We start from the raw sequence: 15,878 nt of genomic DNA, 5'->3' as shown, positions 1-15,878 counted from the left end.
CCCCATGAACGTCGCTGACATGCCCACCGACGTGGCTGCCGCCACCCGCACCGAAGACCTGCTGGCCGCCGTGCGCGCCATCGCCCAGGGCCCGCTGGCCGAACGCGCACAGGCCATCGACGAAGGCGCCTATCCGGCCGACCTGTTGCACGCCCTGGGCGCCGTGGGCGCGATGAGCGCGCACATCGACCAGCCGGGGCGGCCCGGCAGCTACATGGACGCGATGGCGGCCATGGCCGAGGCCGGCAAGGTGTGCGGTGCCACCGCCTTCATGATGTGGGCCCAGGCGGCGGCCGCGCTGTACATGGACGCCTCCGACAACGAGGCGCTGCACGGCGAGCGCCTGCAGCGCCACCTCAGCGGCGCCACGCTGGGCGGCACCGGCATGTCCAACCCGATGAAGTGCTTCGCACAGATCGAGAACCTGCTGCTCAGGGCCACGCCGGTGAACGGCGGCTACCGCATCAACGGCACGCTGCCGTGGGTGAGCAACCTGGCGGCCGGGCATTACTTTGGCGCGGTGGCCGCGGTCGAAGGAGAACCGGGCCGCGAGGTGATGTTCATGCTGCACTGCGATGCGCCCGGCGTCACGCTCAAGCCCTGCCCCAGGTTCTCGGGCATGGAGGGCACGGGGACCTACGCCGTGCAGTGCAAGGACCTGGTGATCGGCGCCGGGGACATCGTGGCCGATCCGTGCCGGCCCTACATCCGCCGCATCCGGGCTGCCTTCGTGCTGCTGCAGTGCGGCATCGCGGCCGGCATCACCCAGGGCGCCATCGACAGCATGTGGCGGGTGGAAGACCAGTTGGGCCACGTGAACCAGTATCTGGACGACCGGCCCGACCAGTTGCAGGCCGAGCTCGATGACCTGCTGGCCACGGTGGCCCGCCTGGCCGAGACGCCCTACGACACGTCGGAGGCCTACTTCCTGGATGTGCTCGGTGCCCGCCTGGCCGGCGGCGAACTGTGCCTGCGCGCGGCCAACTCGGCGCTGATGCACCAGGGCGCGCGCGGCTACCTGATGAGCTCGGACGTGCAGCGCCGTGTGCGCGAAGCGCAGTTCGTGGCCATCGTCACACCGGCCATCAAGCACCTGCGCAAGGAAGTGGCCGCCTTGTGCGCCGACACCCTGCCCGCCTGAAACCCGATCCGCACCGGAGCCCGCCCATGTCCAGCCCCGCCGCCGAGCCCCCCATCCCGTACCGCCAGTACATCTGCCACGCCTGCGGCTGGATCTACGACGAGGCCAAGGGCGACCCGGACAGCGGGCTGGCACCGGGCACCCGTTACGAGGACATTCCCGATGACTGGGCCTGTCCGCTGTGCCAGGTGACCAAGGCGGACTTCTCGCCCTATACCCCGCCGGTGCGCCCGGCGGCGGGTGCGGCACCACGCACGGCCGCGGCCGGGCCCCGCGTGGCAGGCAAAGCGGCGCCGGGGGTGGTGATCGTGGGCGGCGGACGTGCCGGCTGGGCCATGGCCGAGGCGCTGCGCGCGCTGGACGCGGCGCTGCCGATCACCCTGGTCAGCGGCTGCGCGGCCGACGTGTACGACAAGCCGCTGCTGTCGGTGGCGCTGGCCAGGCGCCTGGCCATGGACAGCCTGGTGCGCGAGACCGGTGCCGAGGCGGCCGAGCGCCTGGGCGTGCGCCTGATGGCCCGGACGCAGGCCACCCGCATCTGCCCGCGCACCCTGACGCTGAGCACCACACGCGGCACCCTGCCCTTCTCGGAGCTGGTGCTGGCGCACGGCGCGCAGGTGGCCCTGCCCCCCGCCCTGCCGGCCGAGCTGTGCTGGCGCATCAACCACCTGGACGCCTACCGGCGGCTGCGCGAGAGCCTGGGCCTGCCGGACACCGGTGTGTGGCCCGCGGGCATGTCGCCCCACGTGGCCATCGTGGGCGCGGGCCTGATCGGCAGCGAGCTGGCCAACGACCTGGCGCTGGCCGGCTGCCGGGTCAGCCTGATCGACCCGCAACCCGAGCCGCTGGCGCGCTGGCAGGCGCAGGGTGCCGGACAGACCGCGCTGCGGGCGTGGCAGGGTCTGCCCATCCGCTTCATCGGCAGCGTGGGCGTGGCGGCGGTGGAAGAGGCCGGCGAGCACAAGCGCCTGCGCCTGAGCAGCGGCGAGGTGCTGCAGGTCGATCAGGTGATCGCGGCCACCGGTCTGGCCACCCCCCACCGGCTGGCCGACAGCGCCGGTCTGACATGGCGCCAGGGCATCGCGGTGGACCCCGTCACCCTGGCCACCAGCCATCCGCGCATCCATGCGCTGGGCGACTGCATCACCATCGAGGGCCAGGCCAGTCGCTACATCGAGCCCATCGGCCGCCAGGCCGCCACCATCGCCGCCAAGCTGGTGGCACGGCGCCAGGGCGCGGGACCGGACGCCTGCCCGGTGCCCTATGCACACAGGCCCGCCGCGGTGCGCGTCAAGACCAGCTCGTGCCCGATGACACTGGGCTGAGCACAGGCCCGGTCACGTCCCGGGCGGACAGGCAACGGCGGCAGTGCCGTGCCGGCGGGGCGTCACCCCAGCAGCAGCGCGTCGTCGGCGAGCTTTTCGCCGCGCACCTTCTCGAACATCTGCAGCAGGTCGGGCACATCCATGCGGGCGCGCTCCTCGCCCGAGACATCGAGCACCACCTGGCCCTGGTGCAGCATCACGGTGCGCTCGCCCACGTCCAGTGCCTGGCGCATGCTGTGCGTGACCATCATCGTGGTGAGCTGGCTCTCGGCCACGATGCGGGCGGTCAGTTGCAGCACGAAGTCCGCCGTGCGCGGGTCCAGCGCCGCGGTGTGCTCGTCCAGCAGCAGGATGCGCGAGGGCTGCAGCGCCGCCATCAGCAGGCTCACGGCCTGGCGCTGGCCGCCCGAGAGCAGGCCGATGCGGTCGCTGAGGCGGTTTTCCAAGCCCAGGCCCAGGATGGCCAGGCGCTCGCGGAACAGCTCGCGCATCGGGCCCCTGACGGCCTGCCCGAGCGTGCGGCGCGCGCCGCGGCGATGGGCCAGCGCCATGTTTTCCTCGATCGTCAGGTCTTCGCAGGTGCCGGCCATCGGATCCTGGAACACGCGCGCCACGCGCTGGGCACGCTCCCAGACCGGCAGGCGCGTGACGTCCTGGCCCGAGATCTCGATGCGCCCGCTGTCGACCGCAAGGTCGCCCGAGACGGCGTTCAGGAAGGTCGATTTGCCGGCGCCGTTGGAGCCGATGACGGTGACGAACTGGCCGTCCGGGATGTGCAGCGACAGCCCGCGCAGGGCGCGGGTCTCGATCGGCGTGCCGGGGTTGAAGGTGATGTGCAGGTCCTGCGCGCTCAGCATGGCAGATGTCCTCCGGTCAGCGGCGCGCGGCCAGCTTGCGCTTGAGTTGCGGGATCACCAGCGCGATGGTCACCAGCACCGCCGTGACCAGGTTCAGGTCCTGTGCCTTCAGGCCGATGAAGTCGCTGTTGAGCGCGGCGGCGATGAAGAAGCGGTAGACGATCGCGCCCACCACCACGGCCAGCGTGGCCCAGACGATGCGGCGCGAGGGCAGGATGGATTCGCCCACGATCACGGCCGCCAGGCCGATGACGATGGTGCCGATGCCCATGGAGATGTCGGCGCCGCCCTGGGTCTGCACGAACATCGCGCCGGCCAGGCCGACCAGCCCATTGGAAATCGCCATGCCCAGCAGCACCATCGCACCGGTGTGGATGCCCTGGGCGCGCGCCATGCGCGCGTTGGAGCCGGTGGCGCGGATGGCCAGGCCGCGCTCGGTGGCGAAGAACCAGTCCAGCGCCAGCTTGGCCAGGACCACGATCACCAGCAGCACCAGCGGACGCAGCACGTAGTCGGCCATGTTCTCGGGCTGCAACTGCGTGAAGATGGTCGGCTCGGTGATCAGCGGCACGTTGGGCCCGCCCATGATGCGCAGGTTGATCGAGTACAGCGCGATCATCATCAGGATCGAGGCCAGCAGGTCCATGATCTTGAGCCGGACGTTGAGCCAGCCCGTGATCAGCCCCGCCACCGCGCCGGCGGCGGCGGCGGCGAGGCTCGCCAGCCAGGGGTTCACCCCCGCCACGATCAGCACCGCGCATACCGCGCCACCGAGCGGGAAGCTGCCGTCGACCGTCAGGTCGGGAAAGCGCAGCAGGCGGAACGAGATGTACACACCCAGCGCCACGAGCGCGAAGATCAGGCCGATCTCGACGGCCCCCAGCAGCGAAAACAGTGACATGGCAAACGCCCGGTGCGCCCCGGTTTACTGGATGACCTGGGCGGCGGACTTGACCAGCGCGTCGGAGAGCTGGACGCCCTGCTTCTCGGCGGCACCGGGGTTCACGAACAGTTCCACCTTGGTGCTGACCTCGGGCTTGATGGCGCCGGGCTGCTCACCCTTGAGGATGCGCACGACCATGCGGCCGGTCTGCTCGCCCAGATCGCGGTAGTTGATGCCCAGCGCCGCGATCGCGCCGCGCTTGACCGAGTCGGTGTCGGAGGCCACCAGCGGGACCTTGGCATCCTGGCCGACCTTGACCAGCGCCTCGTAGGCCGACACCACGTTGTTGTCGGTGTTGGTGTAGATCACGTCCACCTTGCCCACCAGGCTGCGGGCGGCGCTGCTGACGTCCACGGTGCGCGGCGCGGCGGCCTCGACCAGGGTCATGCCCAGGGTGGGCAGGAGCTTCTGCAGTTCCTTGACGACCACCACCGAGTTGGCCTCGCCGGGGTTGTAGACCATGCCCACGCGCTTGGCCTGCGGCACCACCTGGCGCACCAGTTCCATCTGCTTGTCCAGCGCCAGCACATCGGACACACCGGTGACGTTGGTGCCCGAAGCCTCCCAGCTGGCCACCAGCTTGGCGGCGACCGGGTCAGTCACGGCCGAGAACACCACCGGCACCGATTTGGTGGCCGCCACCACGGCCTGGGCCGAGGGCGTGGCGATGGCGACGATCGCGTCGGGCTTGTCGCCGATGAACTTGCGCGCGATCTGCGCCGCCGTGCCGGTGTTGCCCTGGGCGCTCTGGTACTGCCACTTCAGGTTCTTGCCGGCCTCGAAACCCGCGGCCTTGAGGGCGGCCTGCACGCCGTCGCGCACCGAATCCAGCGCCGGGTGCTCGACGATGGCCGTGACGGCGACCGACTTGGTTTCGGCGGCCTGGGCCGGGGCCAGGGCAGCGACGGCCAGGGCAACGGCACCCATCGGTGCCCAGAGCGAGGTGAAGCGCATGGGGGGATCTCTTTCTTTCGACAGCAGAAGGACAAACGGGCGGCCCACCGGGCAGCCCAAAAGGGCAAGTCTAATCCACGGCACTGGCAGCGGTTGCCAGGTGGGGCGGGAAGCACCCGATCGGCACCAGGGGGGCAGGTCCTCGCTCGCCCCGACGCCGGCGGCGCGCCACCGCCTGCCACAGGGCCGAGGGCATCTTCAGGATGTCGTCCGGGCTTGAATGCGATTGACAAGCGATGACGCTGGCGGCTGGCGTGCGGCGCTGGCCACAGCGAAAGTGCATACTGGAGGGAGATACACACAACCCCGGAGACGTGCATGCCCCTGCCCCCCCTGACCCGCCGCGCCCTGCCCGTGCTGACCGCTGCCCTGTGGCTGGGCATCACGGCGTCGGCCCACGCCATCGAGGTCCGCTTCGAGCCGGTCGCGCCCGGTCTGTACGCTTTCATCGGAGAGAAATCGGGCCGCACCTATGACAACGAAGGCCTGAACGCCAACATCGGTCTGGTGGTCACGGCCGACGGTGCACTGCTGATCGACAGCGGCGCGAGCCTGCAGAGCGCCCGGAAGATCCATGCGGCGGTCGCGCAGGTGACCACCCAGCCCGTCAAATGGGTGATCAACACCGGCGGGCAGGATCACCGCTGGCTGGGCAATGGCTACTTTGCCGCGCAGGGGGCCGAGGTGATCGCCCATGCCCACGGCAAGGCCGACATGCTGGCGCGCGGCGGCGACCATATCGCAGCCCTCACGCCCGCGCTCCAGGAAAAGCTCGACGGCACGGTGCCCACCCTGCCCACGCGCTGGCTGACCGGCACCGACGAGCGTCTGAACCTGGGGGGCACCACGGTACAGGTCATCCACCGCGGCGGCGCGCACACGCCCGGCGACGTGATGGTGTGGCTGCCGCAGCAGCGCGTGGTCTTCAGTGGCGATGTCGTCTATGTGGACCGCATGCTGGGCGTGATCCCGGTCAGCCACACCGGCCGCTGGCTGGAGAGTTTTGCCGCGCTGGAGGCTCTGCAGCCAGCGCGCATCGTGCCTGGCCACGGTCAGGTGTGCGAGTTGCCCCTGGCCCGGGCACAGACGCGTGACTACCTGAAGGCCTTGCGCGCGCACATGCAACAGGCCGTGGACGAAGGCCAGGACATCAGCGCGGCCATCAAGGCCTTTGACGCCCGACCCTGGATGGGCCTGCTCAACGCCGCCGAGCTGCACCCGGGCAACGCCAGCCGGACGTATCTGGAGCTGGAACGGGAGTGAGCCCGCCCGGTCTCAGGCGGCGGCAACCGGTATCACGCTGCGCACCGGCCGCTCGGCCCGTGCCCGCAACTGCCCGCAACCGCCGTCCACGTCCTGTCCGGCCGACTGGCGCAGCTTGGTCAGGATGCCGCGGCGGTGCAGGCGGCGCGCGATGTCGGCGGCCTTGTCCCAGCCCGGCCGCTCGAAGGGCATGCCCTCGACCGCGTTGAAGGGGATCATGTTCAGGATGGCGTACTTGCCCGCGAGCAGGCGCACGATGCCCTCGATCTCGTCGTCGCCGTCGTTGATGCCGGCCAGCAGCGTCCACTGGTACTGGATCGGGTAGCCGGTGGCACGGGCATAGGCCTCGCCGGCTTCGACGAGTTCGTCGGGCGTGAGGCGTGGCGCACGCGGCAGCAGGCGTTCGCGCAGATCGGCCCTGGTGGTGTGCAGCGACAGCGCCAGCGCGGGCCTGACCGGGCCGCGCGGCAGGGTCTCGAACACCCGCGGGTCGCCCACGGTGGAAAACACCAGGTTCTTGTGCCCGATGTTGCCCACCGTGCCCAGCAGCTCGATGGCTTCCATGACGTTGTCCAGGTTGTGCGCCGGTTCGCCCATGCCCATGAACACCACCTTCCTGACCGGCCGCTTCGTGCGCGCCAGCGCCACCTGGGCCACGATCTCGGCACTGCCGAGCTGGCGGATCAGGCCGGTGGTGCCGGTCATGCAGAAGACGCAGCCCACGGCACAGCCGACCTGCGTGGACACGCACAGGCCATCGCGCGGCAACAGCACGCTCTCCACCAGTTGCCCGTCGCCCAGGCGCACCAGCAGGCGTGCCGAGCCATCCTCGCCCGGGTGCTCGGAGGCGAGTCGGGCCAGCGCGGCCAGCTCTTCGGTGATGGCGGGCAGCTCGGCCACCAGCGGCGCGGGCAGGAAGTGCTCGACCTGGCGCTTGCCCGCGGTCTGCGGCAGGGCCTGGCTCCACAAACGCAGCACACGCTGCTCATGGCGGGGGTTGGCGCCGAGTGCCCGCAGGCGCTGGCGCAGGGTTTCGATGCGCATGGCCGGATTGTCCCCCCAAGCGCATGCCGGCAATGCCCTTGCGGTCACAATGGTCGCTCTGCCCGCAAGAGGAGACCCACCATGCTGGAGATGCTGATCAACGCCCGACACGGCGACCTGGGCAACGGCCTGACGGTGCGGCGCGTGCTGCCCTTTGCCAGGCGGCGCCACGTCGGCCCCTTCGTGTTCCTGGACCACGCCGGCCCGGTGACCCTGGCGCCCGAACACGTGCGCGCGGCCGACGTGCGCCCGCACCCCCACATCGGCCTGTCCACCGTGAGCTACCTGCTCAGCGGCCAGATCACGCACCGCGACAGCCTGGGCGTGCGGCAGGACATCCGCCCCGGCGATGTCAACTGGATGACCGCCGGTCGTGGCATCAGCCACTCCGAGCGTTTCACCCACCCCGACTCGTTTGCGGGCGGCGGGCTGGAACTGATGCAGTTCTGGGTGGCGCTGCCCGAGGCCGACGAAGAGTGCGAGCCCGCCTTCACCCACTACCCCCGGTCCCTGATGCCCGAAGGCGGTGCGGGGGGCATCTGGTGGCGCCTGTTCGCCGGCAGCGCCTACGGCCACACCACGCCGGTGCGCACGCACTCACCGCTGTTTGCGCTGCACGCCACCGTGCCGCCCGGCGCCACCCTGGTCCTGCCCACCGGGCACGCCGAGCAGGCGGTCTACGTGGCCCGTGGTGCCGTGGGCCACGGCGGCACCCACGCCGGGCCCGGCCAGCTCATGGTCTTCACCGGCGAGGGCGATGCCGTGACGGCCGGCGACGCCGGCGCCACCCTCATGGTCTTCGGCGGTCAGCCCCTGGGTGAGCGCCACATCTTCTGGAACTTCGTCTCGTCGCGGCGCGAGCGCATCGAGCAGGCCAAGGCCGACTGGCAGGCCGGCCGCTTCCCGCTGCCGCCCGACGACCGGGACGAGTGGATTCCGCTGCCGGGCTGACGGCCATCCGGGGGCCGCGTGGAGCGGGGCACCGGCCCGCGCCGCAGCGGGCTCAGTACTGCTTGTACGGCAGGAACTTGCCCGACATGACGATGTTCACGCGGTCGCCGTTGGGGTCGTTCTCGCGCTGGAGGTCCATCTTGAAGTCGATGGCGCTCATGATGCCGTCGCCGAACTCCTCGTGGATCAGCTCCTTGAAGGTGGTGCCGTACACGTTGATCAGTTCATAGAAGCGGTAGATCAGCGGATCGGTCGGCACGCTGGTGGGCAGCGAACCTTTGTAGGGCACCACCTGCAGCCACTTCTGCTCTTCGGCGCTCAGGCCGAAGATCTTGCCCAGCACCTTGGCCTGGGCGGCGGTGGCGGTCATCTGCCCCAGGCACAGGGCCGTCGTCCATTCCTTGGACTGGCCGATTTTCTTGGCCACGTCGGCCCAGCTCAGGCCTTTGCTGACTTTGGTGGAAATGATCTTCTCGGTGACGGCGAGTCGGGTCATGGTGTTGCCTCTTGATGGTGGGAAGAAAGGAAGAAAGATCGTCAGGCCGCTTTGGCGCGGGACACGAGGAAGTCCACGATGTGGTTGCGCAGGTCGTAGTAGCCGTCCAGGTGGTGCAACTGGGCGCGCGTGCGCTCGCGGGGCAGCGGGTTGCCGACCATCTCGACCAGGCCACCGGGCCGGTAGCCGCTGTCGGTGTCGCTGCCGTTGCTCATGAGCAGGATGCGGTCGGCCAGCAAAATGGCCTCGTCCACATCGTGCGTGATCATGAAGACGGTCTGCTGCGTCTGGCGCACGATGCCCATCAGCTCATCCTGGATCGTGCCGCGGGTGAGCGCGTCCAGCGCGCCGAAGGGTTCATCGAGCAGCAGCATCTTGGGCTGGATCGAGAAGGCCCGGGCAATGCCCACCCGCTGCTTCATGCCGCCCGAGAGTTCGCTGGGCTTCTTGTCGATGGCGTGCGACAGCCCCACCATGGCCACATACTTCTCGACCTGGGACCGGACCTCGTCCTTGCCCCTGTCGGGCCAGCGCGACCGGACGGCGAACGCGATGTTCTGCCGCACCGTCAGCCAGGGCATCAGGGCATGGCCCTGAAACACCACGCCACGCTCCAGGCTGGGGCCGGCCACCTCGCGGCCGTCCATGAACACGTGGCCGCTGCTGGCGGTGTCCAGACCGGCCAGCACGTTCAGGATGGTGGTCTTGCCACAGCCGCTGTGGCCGATGATGCAGACGAACTCGCCTCGCGCCATCTCGAACGACACGTCGGCAAACACGGGCCGGGCGGCCTGGTAGGCCTTGGCCAGCCGCTCGACCTTCAGGAATCCGGAAGACATCGACGCTACCTTCTGCTGGGGTGGCGTGGCCACCGGGGCCACACGGGATGCGCCTGCGCGCAGGAACTCGTCACTCCACATAGGTCACCACCTTCTGGAGCCGGGCAAACACCAGATCGAGCAGCATGCCGACCACACCGATCATGCCGATGGCGAAGATCACGTTGGTGATGGACAGGTTGTTCCACTCGTTCCACACGAAGTAGCCGATGCCGGTGCCGCCCACCAGCATCTCGGCCGCCACGATCACCAGCCAGGCGATGCCCATGCTGATGCGCATGCCGGTCAGGATGGTCGGCGCGGCCGCGGGCAGGATCACCTGGAAGGCCTTGCGGATCGGGTTGACTTCCAGCGTGGCGGCCACATTGATCCAGTCGCGCTTGACCGAGGCCACGCCGAAGGCCGTGTTGATCAGCATCGGCCAGATCGAGCAGATGAAGATCACGAAGATGCCGCTGACGTCCGAGTCCTTGAGGGTGTAGAGCGCCAGCGGCATCCAGGCCAGCGGGCTGATGGGCTTGAGCAGTTGCACGAACGGGTTGAAGGCCTTCTGCATCAGCGGCGACATGCCGATCACGAAGCCCAGCGGGATGGCCACCAGCAGGGCCAGCAGGAAGCCCAGCCCCACCCGCGCCAGCGAGTGCGCCAGCTGGATGCCAATACCCTTGTCGTTCGGCCCCTTGTCGTAGAACGGATCCGACAGGTGGCCCCAGCTGGTGCGGGCCACCTCCAGCGGTCCCGGAAAGCCGCCACTCTTGGTGGCCCCCGGGTCCTTGCCCATCATCCTGAGGTACTCGATCTCGTCGGCCGAGAGACCGGCGGTCACCGCGGCAGCGCCACCGCCGGCCGTGGTGGCCAGGTGCCAGGCACCCACCACGCACAACAGCAGCAGCAGCGACACGATCGCCGCGCGCAGGTTCAGACTGTCCGGTGTCTTCATGGCATCACCCCGCCTTGCTGATGGCAAAGCTCCGGGCGTAGGCCGCGGCCCTGGCCGGATCGAACTCCTTGCCCATGATGGTGTGCTTCGCATACGCCGGCCCGGCCGTGAAATCCTGGCCCAGCGCCTTCATGTGCTTGCGGGCATCCGTGATCAGGAACACCTTCTCGGCAATCTGCTGGTAGTTCACGTCGCCCTTGATGTAGCCCCAGCGCTGCATCTGTGTGAGCATCCACACCGCCATGCTCTGCCAGGGCATGGGGTCGAAGTCCGCCCGGTCCGGCACGTTCTGGATCTTGCCCATGCCATCGGCGAACTTGCCCGTCAGCACCTGTTGCAGCACCACCTCGGGCTGGTTGAGGTACTGCGGCGGCGCAATCACCTTGGCGATCAGTTCGCGGTTCCTGGGCTGGCGCGCCATGGCCGCTGCCGACAGCACCGCCCGGTACAGCGCCGCGAAGGTGTTCGGGTGCTTCTGGATGAACTCGGTGGTGGTGCCGAAGGCGCAGCAGGGGTGACCGTTCCACAGATCCCTGGTCAGGGTGTGGATATAGCCGACCTCCTCATACACCGCGCGCTGGTTGAACGGGTCGGGGCCCAGAAAGCCATCGATGTTGCCGGCCCGCAGGTTGGCCACCATCTCCGGCGGCGCGATCACGCGCAACTGCACATCGGTGTCGGGATTCAGGCCGTGCTCGGCCAGGAAATAGCGCAACAGGAAGTTGTGCATCGAAAAATCGAACGGGATGCCGAACTTGAAGCCCTTCCAGTTCTTCGGATCCCGGTTGTCCTTGTGGCGGATCGACATCGTGATGGCCTGGCCGTTGATGTTCTGGATCGTCGCCACATTGGTGGGCACCGCGGTGGAGCCCAGCCCCAGGCTCATGGCCAGCGGCATGGGCGAGAGGAAGTGCGAGGCGTCGTACTCCTTGTTGATCACCTTGTCGCGGACCAGCGCCCAGCCCGCCGTCTTGGTGACCTCGACGTTCAGGCCCTCCTTCTGGTAGAAGCCCAGCGGGTGGCCCATGATCAGGGGCGTCGCGCAGGTGATCGGGATGAAGCCGATCTTCAGATCGGTTTTTTCCAGCGTGCGTTTTTCCTGGGCCATGGCCTGCAGGCTTGCCACCGGCAGCACGCTGGCAATGGCCGCCATGGCCGTGTTCTTGCCGACCGCCCGCAGGAAGCGGCGGCGCTGCGCGTCATGCGGAAAGATGGCCTTGACCAGCGTCGCCTCGATGAACGCGTTGCTGTAGGCCTCGAACTCGGCGCTCTCGCTGCGCCGGCGCAGCACCTGGGCGGCCTCGTCGGCAGCGGCTTCCGCGTGGTGGTCGGCCGCACGGTGGTCGCGCCCGCAACTGCACTTCATCATCAGGGGGCGGTCGGCGTTGTAGGGATCGAAGAACTCGGACATGGCACACCTCGTTGGTTGATGACGCGGTGTTCATTGCAAGCAACGGGCCAGTTGCATGCCAACGGACGGCCCACGGGGCCATGTGCCGGAAATCGCCGACAGACGGACCACAGGCTGTAGGGCTGGCCCTACAAGGCGGCGGGTCTGGCGTGGCGCTCGGCGTAGATCGCCAGCTCCACATCGTTCTTGGTGCCCGTTTTCTCCAGAATCCGGGCGCGGTAGGTGCTCACGGTGTTGGGCGCCAGCCCCAGTTGCGCACCAATTTCGGTCACGGTCAGTCCCTGGGTCAGCAGACGGTAGACCTGGTGCTCGCGGTGCGACAGCGCCTCCGGCCCGGCACGGGCATCGCTGCGCCCCACGGCCGACACCAGCGCTTCGGCGGTGGCCGGCGTCACGAAGACACCGCCGGCGGCCACCTTGCGCACGGCCGCCAGCATGTCGTCCGGATCGGCACTCTTGTGCAGGTAGCCCGCCGCCCCCATGCGGATGCAGCGCACGGCGTACTGGCGCTCGGGGTAGGTGCTGAGCATGAGCACCGGCAGATCCGGGTGGGCCTTGCGCAGGCGCTGCAGCACGTCGATGCCGTCCAGACCCGGCATCGCCACGTCCAGCAGCACCAGCTCCAGTCCCTGCCGCCCGCCCAGCGCCTCCACCTGCGCCAGCACCTGCCCGCCATCCGGCGCCTCGGCCACCACCTGCACTTCGGGTGCGTCGGCCAGCACCTGCTTGAGCCCCTCGCGCACGATGCGGTGGTCGTCCCCGATCAGCACCCGGATCGTCGTCATGACGCCCCTTCCCCGAGCGGGCGCGCCGGCAGCGTCACGCTCACGCGCATGCGGGTGCCCTCGCCCGGTGCACTGCAGATATCCAGTTGTCCGCCGAAGTGGCGCGCGCGCTCACGCATGCCCATGATGCCGTAGGCGTCGGCCGCCTCGAAGGCCTGTGGCGGCGCGCCCACGCCGTCGTCCTCCACGGTCACCTGGAGTTCATCGCCGGCACGGGCGATCTCGATGCGCAGGTGCGCGGCCCTGGCGTGCCGCCCCACGTTGCTGAGCATCTCCTGGAAGATGCGGAACACCGCCATGGCCATCGGCTCGGGCAGCTCCAGTCCCTCGTCCACCGCCATGCACCAGTCCAGTGCCAGCTCGGCCGAGGCGGCAAATTCCTGCGCCTGCCATTCCAGGGCCGCCCACAGGCCCTGGTGGTCCAGGATGCTCGGGCGCAGGTCGGTGATGATGCGGCCCACGTTGTCCACCGCCGTTTCGATCAGGCGGCTCATGTTCTGGCACTTGCAGCGCATGCGGGCACGCATGTCTTCCGCTGCCTGCGGGTGACGGGACGCCTGCTCGAACAGCCGTTTGTCCAGCCAGTTGACGTCCATCTTCATGGCCACCAGCAGGCTGCCCAGCTCGTCGTGCACCTCGCGCGCGATGCGGGTGCGCTCTTCCTCCCGCACCATTTCGGCCCGGGCGGCCAGATCACGCACCTGCCGGAGCGCGGTCTCCAGCGCCGCGGTGCGCTCGCCCACCCGCTGCTCCAGTTCATCCTTGGCCCGCTGCAGGGCATCGGCGGCCCGGCGGCGCTCGGTGATGTCGACAAAGGTCACCACCGCCCCGCGCACCCGGCCGCCATCCATGATGGGGTGGCTGGAGTATTCGACCGCCATGGCCGTGCCGTCCCGCCGCCAGAACACCTCGCTGTCGATGCGGCAGGGTATGCCGCGCCGGAAGGCATTGAAGATCGGGCACTCGGCCTCCGGGTACGGGCTGCCATCGGCGCGGGCATGGTGGGTCAGCTCATGCATGTTGCAGCCGATCAGCTCCCCCGGTTCGTATCCGATCAGGCGCGCGCCCGCCGGATTGATGAAGATGCAGCGTCCGTCCAGGTCGACGCCGTACACCCCCTCCCCGGTCGACGACAGCAGCAAGCCCAGCGTCTCGCGCCAGTCCGGCGTGGTCGGCGTCACGCTGCCATCCGGTGCCCAAGGCATGTCCAGGTTCATGCCCTCCGGGCAAGCAAGCCATGTGCCAAACTGGCCACGATGCGTGGGTGCACGCCTTGCGCCCGGGCGGGCGGCGCAACGCAAGCGGCTCATGGCGTGCCGTCGCACACCGGACAGCCGGGCCCGCCACAACGTGGCATCGTGGCCGGCAGACCCGTCGCGCAGATGCGGCCCTCGTGGCACCGCTGCTGCCGTGCACCAGCGCCCCACTCATCCCCCGGGAGACACCCGTCATGCATGCCATCGCCCTTGTCCTGTCCCTGATCGTCTGCGCCATTCACGTCTACGTTCTGGTGATCGAGATGTTCCTCTGGGACAAGCCGGCGGGCATGAAGGCCTTTGGCCTGAAGCCGGACTTTGCCAGGGCCACCAAGGCGCTGGCCGCCAACCAGGGCCTGTACAACGGCTTTCTGGCCGCGGGCATCGCCTGGGCCCTGGCCACCGGACAGCGCGGTGCGCTGCTGTTCGTGCTGGGCTGCGTGGCCGTGGCCGGCCTGTTCGGCGCCGCCACCGCGAGCCGCAAGATCCTGTTCGTACAGACGGTGCCGGCCGCGCTGGCCATCGCGGCGGTGCTGTTCCTGCGCTGACCCCGACCGTCAGCGCACCTGAGCGGGCGCGGTCCTGGCGCTCCAGAGCATGGTGAGCGCCAGGATGCCCAGCACCACGCCCAGCGACACCGCCACCGGGATCTTGACGACGTCGATCAGCATCATCTTGGTGCCGATGAACACCAGGATCACCGCCAGCCCGTAGTTGAGCAGGTGAAAGCGCCCGGCCGCGGCCTGCAGCAGGAAGAACATGGCGCGCAGGCCCAGGATGGCGAACACGTTGCTGGTCAGCACGATGAACGGATCCTGGGTGATGGCGAAAATGGCGGGAATCGAGTCCACCGCGAAGATCACGTCGGTCAGCCCCACCATGGCGATCACCATCAGCAGCGGCGTGGCGAGGCGCTTGCCACGCTCGACGGTGAAGAACCTCTCGCCGTCGTAGCGCTGGCTCACCGGCATCACGCGGCGCAGCAGCTTCAGCGCCGGGTTGTCGTCCAGCCCCTCCTCCTGACCCGCCGCCCACCACATCTTGATGCCGGTGAGCACCAGGAAGCCGCCAAACACATACAGAATCCAGTGGAACTGCGACAGCAGCCAGCCGCCCACCAGGATCATGACCGTGCGCAGCACGATGGCGCCCAGGATGCCGAACATCAGCACCCGCTTCTGGAACGCCGGTGGCACCGCAAAGTAGGTGAAGATCAGCAGGAAAACGAAGATGTTGTCGACCGCCAGGCTTTTCTCGATCAGGTAGCCGGTGAGAAACGCCAGCGACTTCTCGTTGGCCAGCGCGGTCGAGCCGGTCATGTCCTTCACGGCCCACCACAGCAGGCCGTTGAACACGAAGCTCACGCCCACCCAGGCCAGCGACCAGTGCAGCGCCTCCTTCACGCCCACCTCATGGGCGCCCTGCTTCCTGAGCACGACGAAATCGACGAACAGCGCCGCCAGCACGAAGCCGACGAACACGAGCCACAGCCACAGGGGCGCGATGGTTTCCATGAGCAAGACCTTTGACAACAGGAACGGTGTTGATGAACAAACACCCTCCAAGGTCTTGTCTGGCCGGGGCGATGGTGATCGCCCGGCTGGCTGTCCGGCTGCCGGTGAGGACAGCGTACTGACGGACACCCGATCCGCACGGGCCGGGCGATGCGGCCC

The 15,878-nt window shown here is 68.9% G+C and carries 16 protein-coding genes; 5 read left to right on the top strand and 11 right to left on the bottom strand.

The annotated features are described in order from the left end of the window. Positions 1 to 4 precede the first annotated feature (4 nt). Positions 5 to 1,141 (top strand): acyl-CoA dehydrogenase family protein, encoded by a 1,137-nt coding sequence (locus PHQ87_RS03210; protein WP_300231154.1) that lies wholly within the window; start codon positions 5 to 7, stop codon positions 1,139 to 1,141. Between the two features lie 26 nt (positions 1,142 to 1,167). Further along, the gene (locus PHQ87_RS03205) at positions 1,168 to 2,466 is read left to right on the top strand and encodes an FAD-dependent oxidoreductase (protein ID WP_300231153.1); all 1,299 of its coding nucleotides are present in this window, start codon (positions 1,168 to 1,170) and stop codon (positions 2,464 to 2,466) included. A gap of 62 nt (positions 2,467 to 2,528) precedes the next feature. Here the strand turns inward: PHQ87_RS03205 and PHQ87_RS03200 are convergent, their stop codons facing one another. From PHQ87_RS03200 to PHQ87_RS03190, 3 genes are read right to left on the bottom strand one after another with little or no spacing between them, the layout of a single operon-like run. Beyond that, positions 2,529 to 3,323, bottom strand: coding sequence for an ABC transporter ATP-binding protein (locus PHQ87_RS03200; RefSeq protein ID WP_300231152.1), 795 nt, complete (start codon positions 3,321 to 3,323; stop codon positions 2,529 to 2,531). A 16-nt stretch (positions 3,324 to 3,339) separates the two neighbouring features. Further along, positions 3,340 to 4,224 (bottom strand): ABC transporter permease, encoded by an 885-nt coding sequence (locus PHQ87_RS03195; RefSeq protein WP_300231151.1) that lies wholly within the window; start codon positions 4,222 to 4,224, stop codon positions 3,340 to 3,342. 24 nt (positions 4,225 to 4,248) lie between these two features. After that, entirely contained in the window at positions 4,249 to 5,220 is a 972-nt protein-coding gene (locus PHQ87_RS03190; protein ID WP_300231149.1) for an ABC transporter substrate-binding protein, read from the bottom strand. Positions 5,221 to 5,538: 318 nt separating this feature from the next. Between PHQ87_RS03190 and PHQ87_RS03185 the strand changes: the two genes are divergently transcribed. Further along, entirely contained in the window at positions 5,539 to 6,483 is a 945-nt protein-coding gene (locus PHQ87_RS03185; protein ID WP_300231147.1) for an MBL fold metallo-hydrolase, read from the top strand. 12 nt (positions 6,484 to 6,495) lie between these two features. On the opposite strand, the gene PHQ87_RS03180 is transcribed toward PHQ87_RS03185, so the two are convergent. Then, positions 6,496 to 7,527 (bottom strand): RNA methyltransferase, encoded by a 1,032-nt coding sequence (locus PHQ87_RS03180; protein WP_300231144.1) that lies wholly within the window; start codon positions 7,525 to 7,527, stop codon positions 6,496 to 6,498. Positions 7,528 to 7,608: 81 nt separating this feature from the next. On the opposite strand from PHQ87_RS03180, the gene PHQ87_RS03175 reads away from it, so the two are divergent. Next, a complete protein-coding gene (locus PHQ87_RS03175; protein WP_300231142.1) occupies positions 7,609 to 8,478 on the top strand; it encodes a pirin family protein in 870 nt (289 codons plus the stop codon). Between the two features lie 52 nt (positions 8,479 to 8,530). On the opposite strand, the gene cynS is transcribed toward PHQ87_RS03175, so the two are convergent. The 6 genes from cynS to PHQ87_RS03145 form a co-directional block, all read right to left on the bottom strand. Continuing rightward, the gene (gene cynS, locus PHQ87_RS03170; protein ID WP_300231140.1) at positions 8,531 to 8,974 is read right to left on the bottom strand and encodes a cyanase; all 444 of its coding nucleotides are present in this window, start codon (positions 8,972 to 8,974) and stop codon (positions 8,531 to 8,533) included. 41 nt (positions 8,975 to 9,015) lie between these two features. Beyond that, a complete protein-coding gene (locus tag PHQ87_RS03165; protein ID WP_300231138.1) occupies positions 9,016 to 9,813 on the bottom strand; it encodes an ABC transporter ATP-binding protein in 798 nt (265 codons plus the stop codon). A 70-nt stretch (positions 9,814 to 9,883) separates the two neighbouring features. After that, positions 9,884 to 10,753, bottom strand: coding sequence for a nitrate ABC transporter permease (gene ntrB, locus PHQ87_RS03160; protein ID WP_300231136.1), 870 nt, complete (start codon positions 10,751 to 10,753; stop codon positions 9,884 to 9,886). 4 nt (positions 10,754 to 10,757) lie between these two features. After that, positions 10,758 to 12,164, bottom strand: coding sequence for a CmpA/NrtA family ABC transporter substrate-binding protein (locus PHQ87_RS03155; RefSeq protein WP_300231134.1), 1,407 nt, complete (start codon positions 12,162 to 12,164; stop codon positions 10,758 to 10,760). Between the two features lie 128 nt (positions 12,165 to 12,292). Beyond that, complete coding sequence (locus PHQ87_RS03150; RefSeq protein ID WP_300231132.1) at positions 12,293 to 12,949, bottom strand: response regulator transcription factor; 657 nt, start codon at positions 12,947 to 12,949, stop codon at positions 12,293 to 12,295. Continuing rightward, positions 12,946 to 14,154 carry a PAS domain S-box protein gene (locus PHQ87_RS03145; RefSeq protein WP_300231130.1) on the bottom strand — a complete coding sequence of 403 codons (1,209 nt, stop codon included), beginning with the start codon at positions 14,152 to 14,154 and terminating at the stop codon, positions 12,946 to 12,948. Before PHQ87_RS03145 ends, PHQ87_RS03150 begins: the two co-directional genes overlap by 4 nt. A gap of 245 nt (positions 14,155 to 14,399) precedes the next feature. Between PHQ87_RS03145 and PHQ87_RS03140 the strand changes: the two genes are divergently transcribed. Further along, on the top strand, positions 14,400 to 14,753 hold the full coding sequence (locus PHQ87_RS03140) for a DUF1304 domain-containing protein (RefSeq protein WP_300231128.1): 354 nt from the start codon (positions 14,400 to 14,402) through the stop codon (positions 14,751 to 14,753). Between the two features lie 9 nt (positions 14,754 to 14,762). Here PHQ87_RS03140 and PHQ87_RS03135 read toward each other — a convergent pair whose 3' ends face one another. Beyond that, on the bottom strand, positions 14,763 to 15,719 hold the full coding sequence (locus PHQ87_RS03135) for a TerC family protein (RefSeq protein ID WP_300231126.1): 957 nt from the start codon (positions 15,717 to 15,719) through the stop codon (positions 14,763 to 14,765). Positions 15,720 to 15,878: the final 159 nt, after the last annotated feature.

It is taken from the genome of Hydrogenophaga sp. (assembly GCF_028698005.1).
Taxonomy (GTDB): Bacteria; Pseudomonadota; Gammaproteobacteria; order Burkholderiales; family Burkholderiaceae_C; genus Hydrogenophaga.
This window is presented reverse-complemented; position numbering and strand designations above follow the sequence as displayed.

Bases quoted from the DNA above. Each gene is read 5' to 3' on its own strand.
- PHQ87_RS03210 (WP_300231154.1), top strand. From the start codon at position 5: ATGAACGTCGCTGACATGCCCACCGACGTGGCTGCCGCCACCCGCACC.
- PHQ87_RS03205 (WP_300231153.1), top strand. From the start codon at position 1,168: ATGTCCAGCCCCGCCGCCGAGCCCCCCATCCCGTACCGCCAGTACATC.
- PHQ87_RS03200 (WP_300231152.1), bottom strand. From the start codon at position 3,323: ATGCTGAGCGCGCAGGACCTGCACATCACCTTCAACCCCGGCACGCCG.
- PHQ87_RS03195 (WP_300231151.1), bottom strand. From the start codon at position 4,224: ATGTCACTGTTTTCGCTGCTGGGGGCCGTCGAGATCGGCCTGATCTTC.
- PHQ87_RS03190 (WP_300231149.1), bottom strand. From the start codon at position 5,220: ATGCGCTTCACCTCGCTCTGGGCACCGATGGGTGCCGTTGCCCTGGCC.
- PHQ87_RS03185 (WP_300231147.1), top strand. From the start codon at position 5,539: ATGCCCCTGCCCCCCCTGACCCGCCGCGCCCTGCCCGTGCTGACCGCT.
- PHQ87_RS03180 (WP_300231144.1), bottom strand. From the start codon at position 7,527: ATGCGCATCGAAACCCTGCGCCAGCGCCTGCGGGCACTCGGCGCCAAC.
- PHQ87_RS03175 (WP_300231142.1), top strand. From the start codon at position 7,609: ATGCTGGAGATGCTGATCAACGCCCGACACGGCGACCTGGGCAACGGC.
- cynS (WP_300231140.1), bottom strand. From the start codon at position 8,974: ATGACCCGACTCGCCGTCACCGAGAAGATCATTTCCACCAAAGTCAGC.
- PHQ87_RS03165 (WP_300231138.1), bottom strand. From the start codon at position 9,813: ATGTCTTCCGGATTCCTGAAGGTCGAGCGGCTGGCCAAGGCCTACCAG.
- ntrB (WP_300231136.1), bottom strand. From the start codon at position 10,753: ATGAAGACACCGGACAGTCTGAACCTGCGCGCGGCGATCGTGTCGCTG.
- PHQ87_RS03155 (WP_300231134.1), bottom strand. From the start codon at position 12,164: ATGTCCGAGTTCTTCGATCCCTACAACGCCGACCGCCCCCTGATGATG.
- PHQ87_RS03150 (WP_300231132.1), bottom strand. From the start codon at position 12,949: ATGACGACGATCCGGGTGCTGATCGGGGACGACCACCGCATCGTGCGC.
- PHQ87_RS03145 (WP_300231130.1), bottom strand. From the start codon at position 14,154: ATGCCTTGGGCACCGGATGGCAGCGTGACGCCGACCACGCCGGACTGG.
- PHQ87_RS03140 (WP_300231128.1), top strand. From the start codon at position 14,400: ATGCATGCCATCGCCCTTGTCCTGTCCCTGATCGTCTGCGCCATTCAC.
- PHQ87_RS03135 (WP_300231126.1), bottom strand. From the start codon at position 15,719: ATGGAAACCATCGCGCCCCTGTGGCTGTGGCTCGTGTTCGTCGGCTTC.